The 17,632-nt window shown below is 74.4% G+C and carries 13 protein-coding genes; 4 read left to right on the top strand and 9 right to left on the bottom strand.

Annotated elements, in window-relative coordinates:
* The first annotated feature begins 87 nt into the window (after positions 1-87).
* Entirely contained in the window at positions 88-1,386 is a 1,299-nt protein-coding gene (paaK, locus tag ABZ404_RS01475) for a phenylacetate--CoA ligase PaaK (RefSeq protein WP_358833945.1), read from the top strand.
* Positions 1,387-1,661: 275 nt separating this feature from the next.
* Positions 1,662-4,067: a penicillin acylase family protein gene (locus ABZ404_RS01480; protein WP_358833954.1), complete on the top strand. Its 2,406-nt coding sequence runs from the start codon at positions 1,662-1,664 to the stop codon at positions 4,065-4,067.
* Between the two features lie 44 nt (positions 4,068-4,111).
* Here the strand turns inward: ABZ404_RS01480 and sigJ are convergent, their stop codons facing one another.
* The 8 genes from sigJ to ABZ404_RS01520 form a co-directional block, all read right to left on the bottom strand.
* Positions 4,112-5,026 carry an RNA polymerase sigma factor SigJ gene (gene sigJ / locus ABZ404_RS01485; protein WP_358833944.1) on the bottom strand — a complete coding sequence of 305 codons (915 nt, stop codon included), beginning with the start codon at positions 5,024-5,026 and terminating at the stop codon, positions 4,112-4,114.
* A gap of 44 nt (positions 5,027-5,070) precedes the next feature.
* Positions 5,071-6,021, bottom strand: a complete 951-nt coding sequence (locus tag ABZ404_RS01490) for an NAD(P)-dependent oxidoreductase (protein ID WP_358833943.1) — start codon at positions 6,019-6,021, stop codon at positions 5,071-5,073.
* 207 nt (positions 6,022-6,228) lie between these two features.
* Complete coding sequence (locus ABZ404_RS01495) at positions 6,229-7,788, bottom strand: acyl-CoA synthetase (RefSeq protein WP_358833942.1); 1,560 nt, start codon at positions 7,786-7,788, stop codon at positions 6,229-6,231.
* Positions 7,785-8,894, bottom strand: coding sequence for a nitronate monooxygenase family protein (locus tag ABZ404_RS01500; protein ID WP_358833941.1), 1,110 nt, complete (start codon positions 8,892-8,894; stop codon positions 7,785-7,787). Before ABZ404_RS01500 ends, ABZ404_RS01495 begins: the two co-directional genes overlap by 4 nt.
* Positions 8,895-9,023: 129 nt before the next feature.
* Positions 9,024-10,574 (bottom strand): NAD(P)/FAD-dependent oxidoreductase, encoded by a 1,551-nt coding sequence (locus tag ABZ404_RS01505; RefSeq protein WP_358833940.1) that lies wholly within the window; start codon positions 10,572-10,574, stop codon positions 9,024-9,026.
* Between the two features lie 93 nt (positions 10,575-10,667).
* Positions 10,668-12,881 (bottom strand): serine/threonine-protein kinase, encoded by a 2,214-nt coding sequence (locus tag ABZ404_RS01510; RefSeq protein WP_358989992.1) that lies wholly within the window; start codon positions 12,879-12,881, stop codon positions 10,668-10,670.
* An 18-nt stretch (positions 12,882-12,899) separates the two neighbouring features.
* On the bottom strand, positions 12,900-13,817 hold the full coding sequence (locus ABZ404_RS01515; protein WP_358836207.1) for an oxygenase MpaB family protein: 918 nt from the start codon (positions 13,815-13,817) through the stop codon (positions 12,900-12,902).
* Between the two features lie 27 nt (positions 13,818-13,844).
* Complete coding sequence (locus ABZ404_RS01520) at positions 13,845-15,074, bottom strand: acyl-CoA dehydrogenase family protein (protein ID WP_358836208.1); 1,230 nt, start codon at positions 15,072-15,074, stop codon at positions 13,845-13,847.
* Between the two features lie 297 nt (positions 15,075-15,371).
* Here ABZ404_RS01520 and ABZ404_RS01525 point away from each other — a divergent pair, with 297 nt between their 5' ends.
* Positions 15,372-15,791, top strand: a complete 420-nt coding sequence (locus ABZ404_RS01525; RefSeq protein WP_358836209.1) for a CBS domain-containing protein — start codon at positions 15,372-15,374, stop codon at positions 15,789-15,791.
* A gap of 30 nt (positions 15,792-15,821) precedes the next feature.
* On the opposite strand, the gene ABZ404_RS01530 is transcribed toward ABZ404_RS01525, so the two are convergent.
* The gene (locus tag ABZ404_RS01530) at positions 15,822-16,022 is read right to left on the bottom strand and encodes a hypothetical protein (RefSeq protein WP_358836210.1); all 201 of its coding nucleotides are present in this window, start codon (positions 16,020-16,022) and stop codon (positions 15,822-15,824) included.
* A 248-nt stretch (positions 16,023-16,270) separates the two neighbouring features.
* Between ABZ404_RS01530 and ABZ404_RS01535 the strand changes: the two genes are divergently transcribed.
* Positions 16,271-17,608 carry a CAP domain-containing protein gene (locus tag ABZ404_RS01535; protein WP_358836211.1) on the top strand — a complete coding sequence of 446 codons (1,338 nt, stop codon included), beginning with the start codon at positions 16,271-16,273 and terminating at the stop codon, positions 17,606-17,608.
* Positions 17,609-17,632: the final 24 nt, after the last annotated feature.

Consider the following 17,632-nt stretch of genomic DNA (forward strand, 5'->3'; position numbering starts at 1 on the left):
GGCTGGATTACTGAACCCGAGCAGATCTACCGAATGATCGGTCGGCAGATTTGGCGGAGTGACGACCGGCTAGGACAGGAGCGGCCCATGGAACCCCTGCTGGACGCGGCGGAACGGCTGAGCCGGCCGGAGCTGGAGGCGCTCCAGCTCCACCGGCTGAGGGCGTCGCTGAGCCATGCGTACGAGAACGTGGGCTTCTACCGGGAGGCGTTCGACAAGGCGGGGATACGGCCCGAGGACTGCCGTTCGCTCGCCGACCTCGCCCGCTTCCCCTTCACCACCAAGGCGGACCTGCGCGACCACTACCCGTTCGGGATGTTCGCCGTCCCCGAGTCCGAGATCCGCCGCGTCCACGCCTCCAGCGGCACCACCGGCCGCCCGACCGTCGTCGGCTACACCGAGCGCGATCTGGACATCTGGGCGGACGTGGTGGCCCGCTCCATCCGCGCGGCGGGCGGACGCCCGGGCCACAAGGTGCATGTGGCGTACGGCTACGGGCTGTTCACGGGCGGCCTGGGCGCGCACTACGGGGCGGAGCGGCTCGGCTGCACGGTGATCCCCGCCTCCGGCGGTATGACGGCCCGCCAGGTCCAGCTGATCCAGGACTTCCGCCCCGAGATCATCATGGTCACCCCGTCGTACATGCTGACCCTCCTGGACGAGTTCGAACGGCAGGGCGTCGACCCCCGCACGACCTCGCTGAAGGTAGGGATCTTCGGCGCCGAGCCGTGGACGGAGGAGATGCGCCGCGAGATCGAGGAGCGCTTCGCCCTCGACGCGGTCGACATCTACGGGCTGTCGGAGGTGATGGGGCCCGGGGTGGCGCAGGAGTGCGTGGAGACCAAGGACGGGCCGCACATCTGGGAGGACCACTTCTATCCGGAGATCGTCGACCCGCTCACCGGCGAGGTGCTGCCCGAGGGCGAGCGCGGCGAGCTGGTCTTCACCTCGCTCACCAAGGAGGCCATGCCGGTGATCCGCTACCGGACGCGGGATCTGACCCGCCTGCTGCCGGGCTCGGCCCGGGTGTTCCGGCGGATGGAGAAGGTGACCGGCCGCAGCGACGACCTGGTGATCCTGCGCGGGGTGAACCTCTTCCCCACCCAGATCGAGGAGATCGTGCTGCGCACCCCCGGCCTCGCCCCGCACTTCCAGCTGCGGCTGACCAAGGAGGGCCGTCTGGACGCGCTGACGGTACGGGTGGAGGCGCGGGCCGGCACCGCGCCCGGGCAGCGCGAGGCGGCCGCGCGGTCGGTCGTGACGGCGGTGAAGGAGGGCATCGGGGTCTCGGTGGAGGTGGAGGTCGTCGACCCCGACACGATCGAGCGGTCGCTGGGCAAGTTCCGACGGATCGTGGATCTGCGCGGGGCCGGCGGGGCGGGCTGAGGCGGGGGGGTGCGGGGGGGGCTGGGGCCGGCCGGGCTGTTGACAGGCGTGCGCCGGGCTGACTGAGTGGCTGGCGGCACTTCGTGTGTCATGGGCAACCCCCCGTGTCACCCCCCGAGTTGGGAGGAACGTTGGCTCTCCGCGCCCGCACCGCCGCCCGTACCCATGCCCGCATCGCCGCACGCACCGACGACGGCGCCGACACCGGCCGAGGCACCACCCGTACGCGCACCCGCCCCTCCCGTCCAGGCACGCACACCCGCACCCGCACCCGGATCCGGCGCCTCGCGCTGGCCGGTGTCGCGCTGCTCACCGCCTCGGCCTCGCTGTCCCCGACCGCCTCGGCCGCGCCCGGCGACCGCGAGCACCACCCCTCCGGCGGCGGCCTGTCCGCCGTCATCCGCTATACCGAGTACGGCATCCCGCACATCCTCGCCGACGACTACGCGGGCCTCGGCTTCGGCACCGGCTACGCCCAGGCGGCCGACCAGGTGTGCACCCTCGCCGACGGGTTCGTCACGCTGCGCGGGGAGCGGTCGAAGTGGTTCGGCCCCGACGCGACCCCCGACGGCTCGCTCTCGGCCGCCACCAAGAACCTCTCCAGTGACCTGTACTTCACCTCTGTACGCGACTCCCGCACGGTCGAGAGACTGCTGGCCACGCCCGCGCCCGCCGGGCCGAGCCGGCGGTCGGTGGAGCTGATGCGCGGCTGGGCGGCGGGCTACAACGCCTGGCTGAAGCAGCACCGCGTCACCGACCCAGCGTGCGCGGGCGCGCCCTGGGTGCGCCCGGTGAGTGTCACCGAGGTGGCCGCGCGCGGCTTCGCGATATCCGTGCTGGGCGGCCAGGGACGCGTCACCAACGCCCTCACCGCCGCCCAGCCGCCCGCCGCCTCGCCCGCGTCCGCCGCGCCCGCGCCCGACCCCGGCGAGGCGGCGAAGGCCGCCCAGCGTCTGTTCGCCGCCGATCAGGCCGACATGGGCTCCAACGCCGTCGCCTTCAGCGGGGCCGCCACCGCCGACGGGCGCGGTCTGCTCCTGGGCAACCCGCACTATCCGTGGCACGGGGGCCGCCGGTTCTGGCAGATGCAGCAGACCATCCCCGGCGAGCTGAACGTGTCCGGCGCGGCGCTGCTGGGCACCGCGACCATGAGCATCGGCTTCAACGACCGGGTCGCCTGGAGCCACACCGTCGCCACCGGCGTCACCCTCAACCTCCACCAGCTCACCCTCGACCCGGCCGACCCCACCGCGTACCTCGTGGACGGCCGCTCCGAGCGCATGACCCGGCGGACCGTGACGGTCGCCGTCAAGGGCGGCGCCCCGGTCACGCGCACACAGTGGTGGACGCGGTACGGACCGGTGGTGACCGGCCTCGGTCCGACGGTGCCGCTGCCCTGGACCAGGGCCACGGCGTTCGCGCTGAACGACCCCAACTCCCTCAATCTGCGCGCCTCCGACACCGCGCTGGGCTTCTCCCGGGCGCGGAGCACGGACGACGTCCTCGCGTCGCTGCGCCACACCCAGGGCCTGCCCTGGGTGAACACGGTCGCCGCCGACGCGCACGGGCACTCCCTGTTCACCCAGTCGCAGGTGCTGCCCCGGATCACCGACGACCTGGCCGGGCGCTGCTCCACCCCGCTGGGCAAGGCCCTCTATCCGGCCTCGGGCGTCGCCGTCCTCGACGGTTCGCGCGGCGACTGCGCCCTCGGCTCGGACCCGGACGCGGTCCAGCCCGGGGTCTTCGGGCCCGCCCGGATGCCGGTGCTCAAGGACACCGCGTATGTGGAGAACTCCAACGACAGCGCCTGGCTGACCAACGCCGGTCATCCGCTGACCGGTTACGAGCGGATCTTCGGCAACGTCGCCACCCCGCGTTCGCTGCGCACCCGTGGGGCCGTCGAGGACGTCGCGGCCATGGCCGCCAAGGGGCGGCTGACCGTCGCCGACCTCCAGCGGCAGCAGTTCGCCGACCGGGCGCCCGCCGGGACCCTGGCGGCGGCCGACACCGCCAAGGCGTGCGCCGCGCTGCCCGGCGGGACCGCGACGGACAGCGCCGGCCGGAGCGTCGACGTGTCCGGGGCGTGTGCGGTGCTGGCCCGCTGGGACCGTACGGTCGACGCCCGCAGCCGGGGCGCGCTGCTCTTCGACCGCTACTGGCGCGGACTGACGGCCACGGTGCCGGCGGCCCAACTGTGGAAGGTGCCGTTCTCCGCCGCCGACCCGGTGCACACGCCGAACACCCTCGACACCGCCTCGCCCGGTGTCGCCCGGGCGCTCGCCGACGCGGTCGGTGAACTGCGCGCGGCGGGCATCCCGCTCGACTCGGCGCTGGGCGACCGCCAGTACGTGGTACGGAACGGCGAGCGGCTTCCCGTCCCGGGCGGGACGGAGGCGCTCGGTGTCTGGAACAAGGTCGAGGGCGTGTGGGACCCGGCGCGCGGCTACACCGAGGTGTCGACCGGGTCGAGCCACATCCAGGCGGTCGGCTGGGACGGCGGGCGCTGCCCCGTCGCCCGCACCCTGCTGACGTACTCCCAGTCGGAGAACGTCCGCTCGCCCCACTACAGCGACCAGACGCGGCTCTACTCGCGCCAGCGCTGGGTCACCTCGCGCTACTGCGAGCGCGACATCCTCTCCTCGCCCGCCCTGCGGGTCGTCCGGGTGCGCGAGCACCGCTGACGGCCGCGCGGCCCGCCCCGTCACGGGCGGGCCGCGCCGGAAGGTCAGGCCGGGACGTGGCCGAGCTTGTCGGGGTTGAGCACGACGTAGATCCCGTGGACCCGGCCGTCGCGGAGGTCGAGCGAGGTGAGCTGGGAGCGGTCGCCGAGCGAGGTGAACAGGGCGGGGGCGCCGTTGACGTCGACCAGGCGGGTGGCGCTGACGGTGTAGCGCTTCAGCAGACCCGACACGAAGGCCAGCACCTTGGCGCGGCCGATGACGGGGCGCAGGGCGGCGCGCACCCTTCCGCCGCCGTCGTTCCAGGCCACGACGTCCTCGCTGAGCAGGTCGGCCAGCCCTTCGAGGTCGCCCTGCCGGGCCGCCTCCAGGAACCGCGTGAAGAGCCGCACATGGTCCTCCTCGGCCGACCGGAAGCGCTCGCGCCCGTCCGCCAGGTGCTGTCCGCTCCGGTGGAAGAGCTGGCGGCAGTAGGCGGCGCTCAGCCCGAGGATGTCGGCGATCTCGTCGTACGGCAGCTCGAACGCCTCGCGCAGCACGAACACGGCCCGCTCGGGCGGGGACAGCCGCTCCATCAGGTGGACGGTGGCGAAGGCGACCGTGTCGCGCAGCTCGGCGGAGTCCATCGGCCCGAGCGCGTCGGTGGCGACCGCTTCGGGCAGCCAGGGCCCGGTGTAGGACTCACGGGTCACCCGTGCCGAGCGCAGCTGGTCGAGGGCGAGCCGCGAGACCATCGTCACCAGGAAGGCGCGCGGCACCCTGATCCCGTCGCGGTCGGTGCCCAACCAGCGCACACAGGCGTCCTGGACGACGTCCTCGGCGTCCCACATGGAGCCGAGGAAGCGGTAGGCGAGCCCGAGCAGCATCGGCCGGTGCCGTTCGAACTCGGCCGCGCCGCTCCCTTCCACCGCCGCCGCGTCCTGGTGTCCGGCGTGTTCCCGGTGTTCCCCCGGTGCTGCCATACCGTCGCCCTCTTCCCCGTTCGCGCTGTTCACGGCCGTGTGCGTCACTTCACCGCGGCCGGGGCGCCATTCAACTCGACCGCCATGCCGGTCCGCCACGAGGTGTGGCGCGGTCGCCAGTCCAGGGCGAGGCGGGCGCGCGCGTTGTCGGCGCCGCGCAGCCGGGTCAGGTACGCCACGCCCCAGCCGCCGACGGCGAGGCGGGCCAGGAAGGCGGGCAGCCGCCTCGGCGCCGGGGCGCCCAGGATCCGCGCGACCTCCGGCACCCACTCGCTCATCGGGGCCGGGTCGTTGTCGACGATGTTCAGGAGGCCGGTGGCGTTCTTGTCCAGGGCCGCGACCACGGCGGTGGCCGCGTCGTGGACGTGGGTGAAGGAGAAGGTGGCGGAGCCGCCGCCCACCAGCGGCAGCCGCCGGTCCCGGATGTCGCGGACGAACTGCCCGTCGGTGTCGAACGCCGTGCCGGGGCCGTACAGATGGCCGAAGCGCAGCACGAGTCCGCGCGCCTCGCCGGTCCGCCGCTCCAGCTCCCGCAGGGCGTCGAGGGAGTGGCGGAACGGCTTGGGCGGATTGCGCCACAGCGGGGTGTCCTCTCCCGCGAGGCCGTCGCCGTCCGGGTCGTAGGCGAAGGCGACGCCCTGGCTGATGATGCGGCGCGCGCCCGCGCGCTGGGCCGCCTCGATCAGGTTGCGGGTGCCCTCCGCGCGCAGCCGGTCGGTGAGGGCGAACTGGCGCGCCATACGGCGGGGATCGAGCCGGGGCGGAATGGCGGTGAGCAGGTGCACGACCGCGTCCGGGGCCGCCTCGCGCACGGCCCGGTCCAGGGCCGCCGCGTCGAGGGCGTCGGCCAGGACGGTCCGCGCGCCCGTCCCCTCCAGGACGGCGGACCGCCCGGCCGAGCGGGACAGGGCGGTCACGTCGTGGCCCACCGAGGTGAGCAGCGGGACCAGGGCCCGGCCGATGACTCCGGTGGCGCCGGCGACGAGTACACGCATGGGGGTCCCTCCCGATGTCGGTCCCGTGGCACCGGTCCTCGGCCCCACGGGAGTTTCGGCATCAGGACGGGTGAGCCCTGGCGCGCGTGACAGTCGCCGGATATGACGTGGGCCATACGCGGCCTCGGGGCGGGCCCTCCCGGTCCCGTCGGCCCCGGACCCGCCGCGGACGGACGCGCCGGCCCCGCGCCCCGGGCACCGCGCGGGTCACATCGCCCGTTCGTGCCCCTCCCAGTACGGTTCGCGCAGCCGCCGTTTGTAGAGCTTGCCGTTGGGGTCGCGCGGCATGGCCGCGATGAAGTCGACGGACCTCGGGCGTTTGTAGCCCGCGAGCCGCTCCCCGCAGTGGGCGAGGATGTCGGCGGCGAGGGCGTCCCCCGGCCCGTGGCCCGGGGCGGCCTCCACGACGGCCTTGACCTCCTCGCCCCAGTCCGTGTGCGGGATGCCGAACACGGCGGCGTCGGCGACGGCGGGGTGGGTGAGGAGCGCGGCCTCGATCTCGGCCGGGTAGATGTTGACCCCGCCCGAGATGATCATGTCGATCTTTCGGTCGCGCAGGAACAGATAACCGTCCTCGTCGAGGTAGCCGAGGTCGCCCACGGTGAAGAAGTCCCCGACGCGGTTCTTCCGCGTCTTGTTCTCGTCCTTGTGGTAGCTGAAGCCGCCCGTCGACATCTTCATGTAGACGGTGCCCAGCTGGCCCGGGGGCAGCCGCTCGCCGTCGTCGTCGAAGACCGCGAGTTCGCTGATGGGCCACGCCCTGCCGACCGTGCCCGGCTTCTTCAGCCAGTCCCCGGCGGTGGCGAACGCCCCGCCGCCCTCGCTCGCCGCGTAGTACTCCTCCACGCAGCTCCCCCACCACTCGATCATCGCCCGCTTCACGTGGTCGGGGCAGGGGGCCGCGCCGTGGATGGCGTGCCGCAGCGAGCTCACGTCGTACCGCGCCCTGACCTCCTCGGGCAGCGCGAGCAGCCGGTGGAACTGGGTCGGCACCATGTGGGTGTGCGTGCAGCGGTACGTGTCGATCAGGCGCAGCATCTCCTCGGGCGTCCACTTGTCCATCAGGACCAGCGGATGCCCGATGTGCAGGGACGCGCCCGCGAACTGGAGCACGGCCGTGTGGTAGAGCGGCGAGCAGACCAGGTGGACGTTGCCGTCGAACGGTTTGATGCCGAAGATGCCGAGGAAGCCGCCCAGATGGGACTCCTCGGGGAGCTTGCCGGAGAGCGGGCGCCGGATGCCGCGCGGGCGGCCGGTGGTGCCCGAGGTGTAGTTCATGACCCAGCCCAGGGTGCGGCCCTCGGGCGCGGACGCGCTCTGTCCGTCGAGGAGGTCGGCGTACGGGCGGAATCCGGCCACCTCGCCTACCGCGTACCGGTGGGCGGCGGGCAGCTTCGCCTCGTCGGCGGCGGAGGTCGCCGCGTCCGCGAACCGCTCGTGGGCGACGAGCACCTTGGCGCCGGAGTCCGCGACGATCCAGGCGATCTCGGGGCCGACCAGGTGGTGGTTGACGGGGACGAGGTAGAACCCGGCCTGGGAGGCGGCCAGATACGCGGTGAGGAACTCGACCCCGTTGGGCAGCACCACGGCGAACGCGTCGCCCTGTTCGAGTCCGGCCGCGCGCAGCCCGTGCACCAGTTGGTTGGCGGCGGCGTGCAGCCGCCCCGCCGTCCAGCGCTCACCGTCGGGAGCCGTGAGCACCACCCGGCCGGGGTCGGCCGCGGCCTGCGCCCAGAACCCGTTGGGCGGCTGCCGGGAGTCGGTCATGCCCCGCTCCTTCCCGCGATGCGGCTGATACGGTCCACGGCCTGCTCGAAGCCGCGGGTGAGGTCGTCGAAGACCTCCTGGACGCTGCGTTCGGAGGTCATCCGGCCGACGATCTGGCCGACCGGGGTGCCGAGCAGGGGGACGGCCTCGTACTTCTGGATCCGCGACAGTGCCTCGGCGACCAGCAGCCCCTGGAGGGGCATGGGCAGGGTGCCGGGGCCGCTCGGGTCGTCCCAGGCGTCGGTCCACTCGGTGCGCAGCTGGCGGGCGGGCTTGCCGGTGAGGGCGCGCGAGCGGACGGTGTCGCCGGAGCCCGCCGCGAGGAGTTTGCGGGTGAGGGCGCGCGAGTGCAGATCGGCCTCGGTGGTGGTGAGCCAGAGGGAGCCCAGCCAGACGCCCTTGGCGCCCAGCGCCAGCCCGGCGGCCACCTGGGCGCCGCTGCCGATGCCTCCGGCGGCGAGAACGGGCAACGGGCCGACCGCCTCGACGACTTCGGGCACGAGCACCATCGAGGCGATCTCGCCGGTGTGGCCGCCCGCTTCGTAGCCCTGGGCGACGACGATGTCGATGCCCGCCTCGGCGTGGTGGCGGGCGTGCTTGGCGCTGCCGGCGAGCGCGGCGACCGGGACGCCGCCCGCGTGGGCCCGCTCCACCACGTCGGCGGGCGGGGAGCCGAGCGCGTTGGCGAGCAGCTTGATCGGGTAGTCGAAGGCGACGTCGAGCTGGTCGCGGGCGACCTGCTCCATCCATCCGGTGATGCGCCAGCCGGACGCCTCGCCGTCGGCGAGTTCGGGGACGCCGTGCTTGGCGAGCGTCTCGCGCACGAACTGCCGGTGGCCTTCGGGGATCATGGCCTCGACGTCGGCCTCGGTGACCCCTTCCACCTTCCGCGCGGGCATCACGACGTCGAGGCCGTAGGGCAGTCCTCCGGTGTGCTCCTGCATCCAGTCGAGGTCGCGCGCGAGGTCGTCGGGGGCGGTGTAGCGGACCGCGCCGAGCACGCCGAACCCGCCCGCCCGGGTGATGGCGGCGGCCACCGCCGGGAACGGGGTGAAGCCGAAGATGGCGTGCTCCACTCCCAGTCTTCTGCTCAGCTCCGTCTGCATGGGGCGCAGGATGCCGCAGCCCGGACGGAGAGGGAAGAGATTTTCTGATGCTGCGTCAGTTTCTTTGCCGGGCGTGGTCGCACGGGCTCCGGCCGGCGCCCGGCCCGGGGTGATCGCGTCCTGACGCGGCTACCGCCCGAGGACCGCCATCGCCGCGTTGTGGCCCGGGATGCCGCTGACCCCGCCGCCCCTGACCGCGCCCGCCCCGCACAGCAGGACGTTGGGGTGCGCGCTCTCCACGCCCCAGCGCCCGGCGGACTCCTCCGCGTACGGGAAGGCGAGCGGGCGGTGGAAGATGTGGCCGCCGGGCAGCCGCAGCTCGCGCTCCAGGTCCAGCGGGGTCTTCGCCTCGATGCAGGGCCGCCCCTCGGCGTCGGTGGCCAGGCAGTCGGCGAGCGGCTCGGCCAGGTGCGCGTCCACCTGGGCGAGCGTCGCCTCCAGCAGCGCCTCGCGCGCCTTGTCGTTCTCCCGCGCGAACAGCCGCGCCGGGGTGTGCAGTCCGAACAGCGTCAGCGTGTGGTGGCCGCGCGCCGCGAGGTCGGGGCCGAGGATGGAGGGGTCGGTGAGCGAGTGGCAGTAGATCTCGCTGGGCGGTGCGGCGGGCAACTCACCGGCCGCCGCCTGGGCGTACGCGGCGGCCAGGGCCCCGTACCCCTCGCCGATGTGGAAGGTGCCGGCGAACGCCTCGCGCGGGTCGACCGTCGTGTCCTTGAGCCGGGGCAGCCGGGTGAGCAGCATGTTCACCTTGAGCTGGGCGCCCTCGGCGGGCTCCGGGGCCGGGCCGCCGGTCAGCGCGGCCAGGGCGGCGGGAGAGGCGTTGACCAGGACGTGCCGGGCCGCGACCGTGCCCTCGCCGGCTTCCGTACGGAAGTCGACCTCGGCGTCGCGGCCGTCGGTGCGCAGCGCGGTCGCCTCGTGCCCGGTGACGATCTCCGCGCCGGCCGCCCGCGCGGCACCCGCGAGCGCGTCGGTGAACGCGCCCATCCCGCCCACCGGTACGTCCCAGTCGCCGGTGCCGCCGCCGATGACGTGGTAGAGGAAGCAGCGGTTCTGGGCGAGGGAGAGGTCGTGGGCGTCGGCGAAGGTGCCGATCAGGGCGTCCGTGAGGACCACGCCGCGTACCAGGTCGTCGCGGAACCGCTCCTCCACGGCGACACCGATCGGCTCCTCGAAGAGCACCCGCCACGCCGTGTCGTCCCCCAGCCGCTCGCGCAGGGCGGCGCGGGTGGGCAGCGGCTCGGTCAGCGTGGGGAAGATCCGCCCGGCGGCCCGCCGGGTCATCCCGTAGAACTCCTCCCACGCCCTGAACTCGGCGTCGGAGCCGGTCAGCCGGTGGAAGGAGGCGCGGGTGCGCTCCTGGCCACCGCCGACGAGCAGCCCGGTGGGACGGCCCTGGCGTACCGCGGGCGTGTACGAGGAGACGCTCCGCCTGCGGACGGCGAAGCGCAGCCCCAGATCGTCCACGATCTTCCGGGGCAGCAGCGAGACGAGGTAGGAGTAGCGGGAGAGGCGGGCGTCGACGCCCGCGAAGGGGCGGGTCGAGACGGCCGCGCCACCGGTGCGGCCGAGGCGCTCCAGGACCAGGACCGACTTCCCGGCGCGGGCGAGGTAGGCGGCGGCGACCAGGCCGTTGTGGCCCCCGCCGACGATCACGGTGTCGTAGACCTGGTGTGCGGGCATGGCCCTTCCTAGCACGCGGCGCTCACCGGCGGCCAGGGTGGCGCCGGTGCGCGGCCCGCACCCGCGCGCGCCCTCCTGCCCGCCCCGCGCGCCCTACTGCCCGTCCCGCCCGCTCTCCTGCCGCAGGCCCGCGACGCGCCGTCTGAGGTCCGCCGCCTCGGCGCCGCGGCCCAGCCGCTCCAGGCAGTGCGCCTCCTCGGTCCGGGCGGCCAGGGTGTCGGGGTGGCCGGCGCCCAGGGCGCGCTCGCGGGCGTCGGCGACCTGCCGGTAGACCGTCAGGGCCGCCGACCAGCGCCCGAGCCAGCCGAGCCCGACGGCCGTCTCGCGCCGGCTGACCAGGGTGTCGGGATGGTCGGGACCCAGGACGCGCTCGCGCAGCGCGCCCACCTCGCGGGCCTCGGCCAGGGCCTCCTCCCAGCGGCCCAGGCGGCCGAGGTTGACGCCGAGGCCGTGGCGGGCGCGAAGGGTCTCGGGATCCTCGGGCCCGCCGACGCGGGTGCGGTCGTCGACGAGTACGCGGTACAGCTGGAGCGCCTCGGCGCTGCGGCCCAGACGGCCCAGGGCGATACCGACCTCGTACCGGGTGGCGAGCGTGTCGGGATGGTCGGCCCCGAGCACGGTCGCGCGCGCCGATGCGACCTCGCGGTAGAGCTGGAGCGCCTCGACCCACCGCCCCGACTGGCCGAGCACATAGGCGACTTCGTAGCGGGACACCAGGGTGTCGGGATGGTCGGCGCCCAGCACCCGCGCACGGTCGGCGGCGGCCTCCCGCGCCATGCGGTGGGCGTCCTCCAGCCGGCCGAGGCGGCTCAGGTTGAAGGCGAGGTTGTGGCGGCAGCGCAGGGTGGCCGGATGGTCGGCGCCCAGGGCGCGCTCGCGGGCGGCGAGCACCGAGGCGTACATCTGGTGGGCCTCGAAGTGGCGTCCGAGACAGCCCAGGACGTACGCGGTCTCCTGGCGGGCGTCGAGGGTGGCCGGGTCGTCGGGGCCGAGGGTGCGGGCGCGGGCCTGGGCGACCAGGCCGAACTCGCGCAGCGCGTCGGCCTCTCGCCCGGTCCGGCTCAGGGCGAAGGCCACCTCGTACTGGCTGACCAGGGTGTCGGGGTGGTCGGGACCCAGCGCCTGGGCGCGTTCGGCCGCGACCGCGCGGTGCACCTCGCCCGCCTCCGCCCAGCGGCCGGTTCGCCCCAGGGCCAGGCCCTCGCGGTGGCGGTCCTCCAGGGTGGCGAGCAGTTCGGCCGGGGGCGGCGGCGGGGGGCCGGGGACGGGCGGAGCGGGCGGCAGGGCACTCGTCCAGGCGCCGGTGAGGCTGCCGTCGGGGTCGGGCGGGGCGAGATCCGGCCGGGTGGCGCCGGTCGCCTTGTGGCCGGTGGTCATCCCGCGCGCCCAGGACGGCAGTCCGCGCGGGCGCGGGGGCGGCGGCGCCGCGGCGTAGGAGACGGGTGGGGCGGACGGGAGCCCGCGCCCGGCGGCCAGCCGCCGCACCAGCGCACGGGCGTCCGGAGGCCGCGAGCCGGGCTCCTTGGCGAGCAGGTCGAGCACGGCCTCCTCGAAGAACACCGGCAGTTCGGCGCGCCGGGCGCGCGGCGGCTCGGGCGCGGTGTCGCGGTGGCCGACGAGGATCGCCCAGGCGTCGTCGAGGTCGAACGGCGGCGCCCCGGTGGCCAGTTCGTACAGCACGCAGCCCAGCGAGTACAGGTCGCTGCGGTGGTCGACGACGGCGCCGCCGATCTGCTCGGGCGACATGTAGTGCGGGGTGCCCATGGCGATGCCGGTGCCGGTGAGCCGGGAGGTGAAGCCGATGTCGGCGCCGAGGCGGGCGATGCCGAAGTCGAGGATCTTCACGGTGCCGTCCGACAGCCGCATGATGTTGGCGGGCTTCAGGTCCCGGTGCACGATGCCCTGCTGGTGGGTGTAGGCGAGGGCGGAGGACACCTGCTCGGCGATGTCCACGACGTCCGGCACCGGCAGCGGCTGCCCCTTGCCGTCCTGGAGGAGCTGGCTCAGGTTGCGGCCGTCGAGCAGCTCCATGACCAGGTACAGCCCGCCCTCGAACTCCCCGAAGTCATGGACGACCGTGACGCCCCGGTGCTGGAGCGCCGCCGCCACCCGCGCCTCGCGCCGGAAGCGCTCGCGCAGCACCCGCGCGAACGACTGCTCGGGCTGCGGCCCCAGCGGCTTGAGGCACTTGACGGCCACCCGCCGCCCCAGCGACTCGTCGCGGGCCGCCCACACCTCGCCCATGCCGCCGCGCCCGATCAGCTCCAGCAACCGGTACCGGCCGTGGATCAGCCTGGTGTCCGCCATCGCGCGATGTCGCCCCCGTCACTGTGCTGCCGCTGCGCCCTCCCCGGCCCCGTCCAGTATGGACGCCTGTCTGCGGAGTTTGTACGGGGCGGGCCGCGTTCCGGGACCGAGCCGGGCCACCGCCCGCAGGATGTGCTTCGGCGGGAGCTGCCAGCGCAGGGTGTCGGGGACGCCCCGCAGCAGCCGCGCGGTCGCCGTGAGCCGGCGGGTCACCTCGTGCGGCGCGGGCGCGGGCCGCCCGTACAGCTCGTGGGCGTACGGGGGCAGCGCGTCGTAGGCGAGCCGGGCCACCGGCCGCCACACCAGCGCGCGCGCCGGGGCCAGCAGCGGGTGGACGGGCGGGCGCCGCAGGAAGGCGTCCACCTCGCGCGCGTCGGCGCCGGCCGTCAGCTCGGGCCGTATCTCCGCGAAGTAGGCGGCGAGCCGGGCGGTGGACGCCGGGACGCGGTCGGGGTCGAGGCCGATGAGCCGCGCGGCCTCGCGCTGCTCGTCCACGTACCGGTCGGCCTGCGCGTCACTGAGGACGAATCCCGAGCGCCGCGCCACCTGCAGATAGCTGTCGACCTCGGCGCAGTGCACCCACAGCAGCAGGGCCGGGTCGTCGATCCCGAACCGCTCGCCGGTCACCGGGTCGTCGGCCTTCAGAAGGCCGTGGATGCGCCGCACGCGCGCGCCCGCTCGCTCGGCGTCCTCCTTCGTCCCGTACGTGAGCGTGCCCACGAAGCGGGCGGTGCGCAGCAGCCGCCCCCAGGGGTCCTCGCGGATGTCGCCGTTCTGCAGGACCCCGCGCACCGCGCGCGGGTGCAGGGCCTGGAGGTACAGCGCCCGCACCCCGGCGATCCACATGACGGGGTCGGCGTGCATCTGCCAGGTCACCGAGCCGGGCCCGAAGTACCCGGGGTCGGCCCCGCCGTATCCGCTCCTGCCCTCACCCATCTGCCGCCACCTCCTGTACCGGCCAGGCTAACGGCGGACGCGCGGCATCCCCAGACCGATCCAGGAGATGATTTCGCGCTGGATCTCGTTGTTGCCGCCGCCGAAGGTGAAGATCACCGCCGAGCGGTAACCGCGCTCCAGTTCGCCGTGGAGCACCGCCCCGGCCGAGCCCTCCTTCAGGGGGCCGGCCGCGCCGGCGACCTCCATGAGCCAGGCGTACGCGTCCCGGCGCGCCTCCGAGCCGTACACCTTGACGGCGGAGGCGTCCTGCGGCGTGAGGGTGCCCTCCTGGACGGCGTTGACCATCTGCCAGTTGAGGAGCTTCATCGCGTCGAGCCGGGTGTGGGTGCGGGCGAGGCGGCCGCGCACCCAGCCGAGGTCGATGACGCGGCGGCCGTCGGCGAGCTTGGTGTCGGCGGCCCAGCGCTGGACGTCGTGCAGGGCGCGGATCGCCATGGTGCCGTGCGCGGCGAGGGTGACGCGTTCGTGGTTGAGCTGGTTGGTGATCAGCCGCCAGCCGTGGTTCTCCTCGCCGACGCGGCGGGAGACGGGGACGCGGATGTTCTCGTAGTAGCTCGCGGTGGTGTCGTGCGAGGCGAGGGTGTTGATGACGGTGCAGGAGTACCCGGGGTCGGAGGTCGGCACCAGGAGCATGGAGATCCCCTTGTGCGGGGGCGCGGCGGGGTCGGTGCGCACCGCCAGCCAGACCCAGTCCGCGGTGTCGCCGTTGGTGGTCCAGATCTTCTGCCCGTTGACGACGTACGTGTCCCCCTCGCGCACCGCCCGCGTCTTCAGGGCGGCGAGGTCGGTGCCCGCGTCGGGCTCGCTGTAGCCGATCGCGAAGTCGATCTCACCGGAGAGGATCTTGGGCAGGAAGTACGCCTTCTGCTCGTCCGTGCCGAACCGCATCAGGGTCGGGCCGACGGTGTTGAGCGCCATCAGCGGCAGCGGGACCCCGGCCTGGGCGGCTTCGTCGAAGAAGATGAACTGCTCCATCGGGCTCAGCCCGCGCCCGCCGTACTCCTCGGGCCAGCCCACCCCCAGCCATCCGTCCCTGCCGAGGCGGCGCACGGTGGCGCGGTAGAAGCGTTTGCGCTCGGCGGCGCCGGTGACGGGCGTGCCGCCCCCGCCCCGGGTGCCGCCCCCGCCGTCGGAGCCCTGGGAGCGGGCGCTGCCGGGAGCGGGCATCAGCTCGGCGAAGTAGGCGCGCAGCTCGGCGCGGAGCCGCTGCTGCTCGGGCGTGTATTCGAGGTGCACGGGGCCCTCCCAGGCGGGTCACGGTCCGTGGCGGGGCGCGTCACGGTGTGTCGCTGTACATCGCCGCACGTGACCACGAGCGGCCATGCGGACGCGCGCGCCGGCGCCACGTGGTGCGGGCGGGCACACAGTAGAACGTGTTCCAGCAATCTGGAAGGGCGAGGAACTCGGAAGGGGCGGCGCGGGCCTGGTGGGCGCCCGGGCGTGCTCGGTCACCCGTTCGTCCCTCTGCGGTCGCCGGGCGCCCGGGGCGCGGCCAGCATGACGAGGGCGTACCCCACCGTCCCGGAGGCCCCCATGCCCACCGCCCGCGATCTGATGACCGTCGACGTCCGCTGCATCCCGGCGGACGAGACCCTCGACCGTGCCGCCCGGCTGATGCGGGACCACGGGATCGGCGCGCTGCCGGTGCGGAGCGACGACGGCACGCTGACCGGCATCGTCACGGACCGCGACATCGTGGTGAAGGTGCTCGCGGCCGGAAAGGAGGCGGCCGAGGTGACCGCCGGCGATCTCGCCGACGGCGGGCCGCGCACGGTCCCCGCCGACGCGGACGCGGCGGAGGCGGTACGGGTGATGAGCGACGCGCGCATCCGCCGCCTCGTCGTCGTGGACGACGGTGAGCCGGTCGGCGTGATCACCGAGGCGGACCTGGCCCGGCACCTCCCTGCGGACCAGTTCGCCTCGTTCGCGAGCAGCGTCTACGCGAGGGGCTGAGCCGGGAGGAGCCGGGCCCCCGCGGTCGGGTCAGGGCAGCAGTTTGTCGATCGCCCGGGTGCCGTCCTGCTCCAGACGGCGCTCCGCCCACTCCAGGCTCTTGGGCGTGATGTCGCGCCCCGAAGCCAGTACCAGGTCCTCCGCGGTGATGTCACCGCCCGCCCCGGTGTGCAGCAGTGCGTCCGGGGTGATCCCCTCCCGCTTCGGCGCGGGCTCGGACTGAGCGTTCATACCGCCTCCTCATTAGTCCGGCGTGGCTCCATTCTGGTACCCGGCCCCGCAGAACGCATCCGCCCCGCGATCGTCACCCGTTCCGGTGGTCCCGGGGCGCCTGCCGGGCCCTGGGCCCGCCCGGCGAAAGTCGTCGCCACGACACGCCGGGGACGGGAACCGGCCACCGCGCCCATCGCGTTCTCCCCACGACGGCACAGCGCGGCGCGGCGGCGGACGGCGGCGGGCCCCGGGGACAGGTGGTGGCGATGAGCGAGCTGGTTCCCGGGGGCAACCAGTCCCTTCCGGACGGCGTGCTGACGATCGGCGTCCCGGGACCCTTCGACCTGTCGGTGCTGATCACCGATGACACGGGGAAAGTGGGCGGCGACACCGATTTCGTCTTCTACAACCAGCCGTCCGCCCCCGGCACCCGGCTCGGCGACGAGGTGATCACGGTCGACCCCGGCCGGCTGCGGGCCGGGGCGAGCCGGCTGACCGTGGTCGTCAGCCCCGCGGACCCGGGCGTTCCGCTCGGCCGCCTTCCGGTGCCGAGCCTGCGCCTCACCGGCCCGGGCGGCGAGGTCCTGGCCCGGTTCACCCCGCCGAGGCCGGAGCGGGAGACGGTGCTGCTGCTGGCCGAGATCTACCGCCGGGGCACCGGCTGGAAGGTCCGCGCGCTGGGGCAGGGGTACGCGGACGGTCTCGCGGGGGTGGCCCGGGACTTCGGCGTGGACGTGGCCGACGACGACCCACCGCACGCCCCCACCGTGCAGTTGCCCGCGGCGGTCCCGGGCGCACGGCGGCCCCGGCCGAGCGGGTCGCAACGGGCCGACGGCTTCGGCGCGTTGGTCAACGCCGAGCGGGCCCGGGCCGGGGTCCCGGCGGTGGCCGTCGACGGACGGCTGGCCTCGGCCGCCGAGGCGCATGCCGAAACCATGGCCGCCCAGGGCCGCCTCAGCGTGGAGAGCCCGGACGGGGTGTCGGTCTTCCAGCGGGTGACCACGCGGGGTTACGCGTATCTGGGCATCGCCGAGCACCTGGTCTCGGGTCCGCGCACCCCGGCCGAGTTCCTGGCGTACTGCGAGGAGGACGCCCACACCCGAGGCCCGCTGCGGGACGCGTCCTTCACCGAGGCGGGTATCGGCAGCGCCACGGACGGGCGCACGGGCGAGGTGTACTGGACGGCGCTGTGGGCGAGGCCGTTCAGCGAGGACGGGCTGCACCGGACGGTGTCGGAGGTGGTCGCGCTCACCAACGGCCGCCGTGTCACGGCCGGGTTGCGTCCGCTGGCGGACGACACCCGCCTCGCGTCGGCGGCCCGGGCGTACTGCGCGGACATGGCGGCCCGCGGTTTCTACTCGCACACCTCTCCGGAGGGCCTGGAGCCGTGGGACCGTGCCAGGGCGGCCGGGGCCGGACACCGGGGCATCGGCGAGAACATCGCGTGCGGGCAGCGCACGGCGGCCGAGGTGGTGGAGGGCTGGATGAACAGCCCGGGTCACCGCGCCAACATCCTCAAGCCCGACTTCACCCACATCGGCGTCGGCTTCGCGGGCGGCGGGCGCGCGGGCACGTACTGGACGCAACTCTTCGGCCTCGCCTGACGGATGCCGCGCGCGGGCCCACCA

Origin of the sequence: Streptomyces sp. NPDC005878, assembly GCF_040629815.1 — a bacterium.
GTDB lineage: Bacteria > Actinomycetota > Actinomycetes > Streptomycetales > Streptomycetaceae > Streptomyces.

Bases quoted from the DNA above. Each gene is read 5' to 3' on its own strand.
- paaK (WP_358833945.1), top strand. From the start codon at position 88: ATGGAACCCCTGCTGGACGCGGCGGAACGGCTGAGCCGGCCGGAGCTG.
- sigJ (WP_358833944.1), bottom strand. From the start codon at position 5,026: ATGGCAGCACCGGGGGAACACCGGGAACACGCCGGACACCAGGACGCG.
- ABZ404_RS01490 (WP_358833943.1), bottom strand. From the start codon at position 6,021: ATGCGTGTACTCGTCGCCGGCGCCACCGGAGTCATCGGCCGGGCCCTG.
- ABZ404_RS01495 (WP_358833942.1), bottom strand. From the start codon at position 7,788: ATGACCGACTCCCGGCAGCCGCCCAACGGGTTCTGGGCGCAGGCCGCG.
- ABZ404_RS01500 (WP_358833941.1), bottom strand. From the start codon at position 8,894: ATGCAGACGGAGCTGAGCAGAAGACTGGGAGTGGAGCACGCCATCTTC.
- ABZ404_RS01505 (WP_358833940.1), bottom strand. From the start codon at position 10,574: ATGCCCGCACACCAGGTCTACGACACCGTGATCGTCGGCGGGGGCCAC.
- ABZ404_RS01510 (WP_358989992.1), bottom strand. From the start codon at position 12,881: ATGGCGGACACCAGGCTGATCCACGGCCGGTACCGGTTGCTGGAGCTG.
- ABZ404_RS01515 (WP_358836207.1), bottom strand. From the start codon at position 13,817: ATGGGTGAGGGCAGGAGCGGATACGGCGGGGCCGACCCCGGGTACTTC.
- ABZ404_RS01525 (WP_358836209.1), top strand. From the start codon at position 15,372: ATGCCCACCGCCCGCGATCTGATGACCGTCGACGTCCGCTGCATCCCG.
- ABZ404_RS01530 (WP_358836210.1), bottom strand. From the start codon at position 16,022: ATGAACGCTCAGTCCGAGCCCGCGCCGAAGCGGGAGGGGATCACCCCG.
- ABZ404_RS01535 (WP_358836211.1), top strand. From the start codon at position 16,271: ATGAGCGAGCTGGTTCCCGGGGGCAACCAGTCCCTTCCGGACGGCGTG.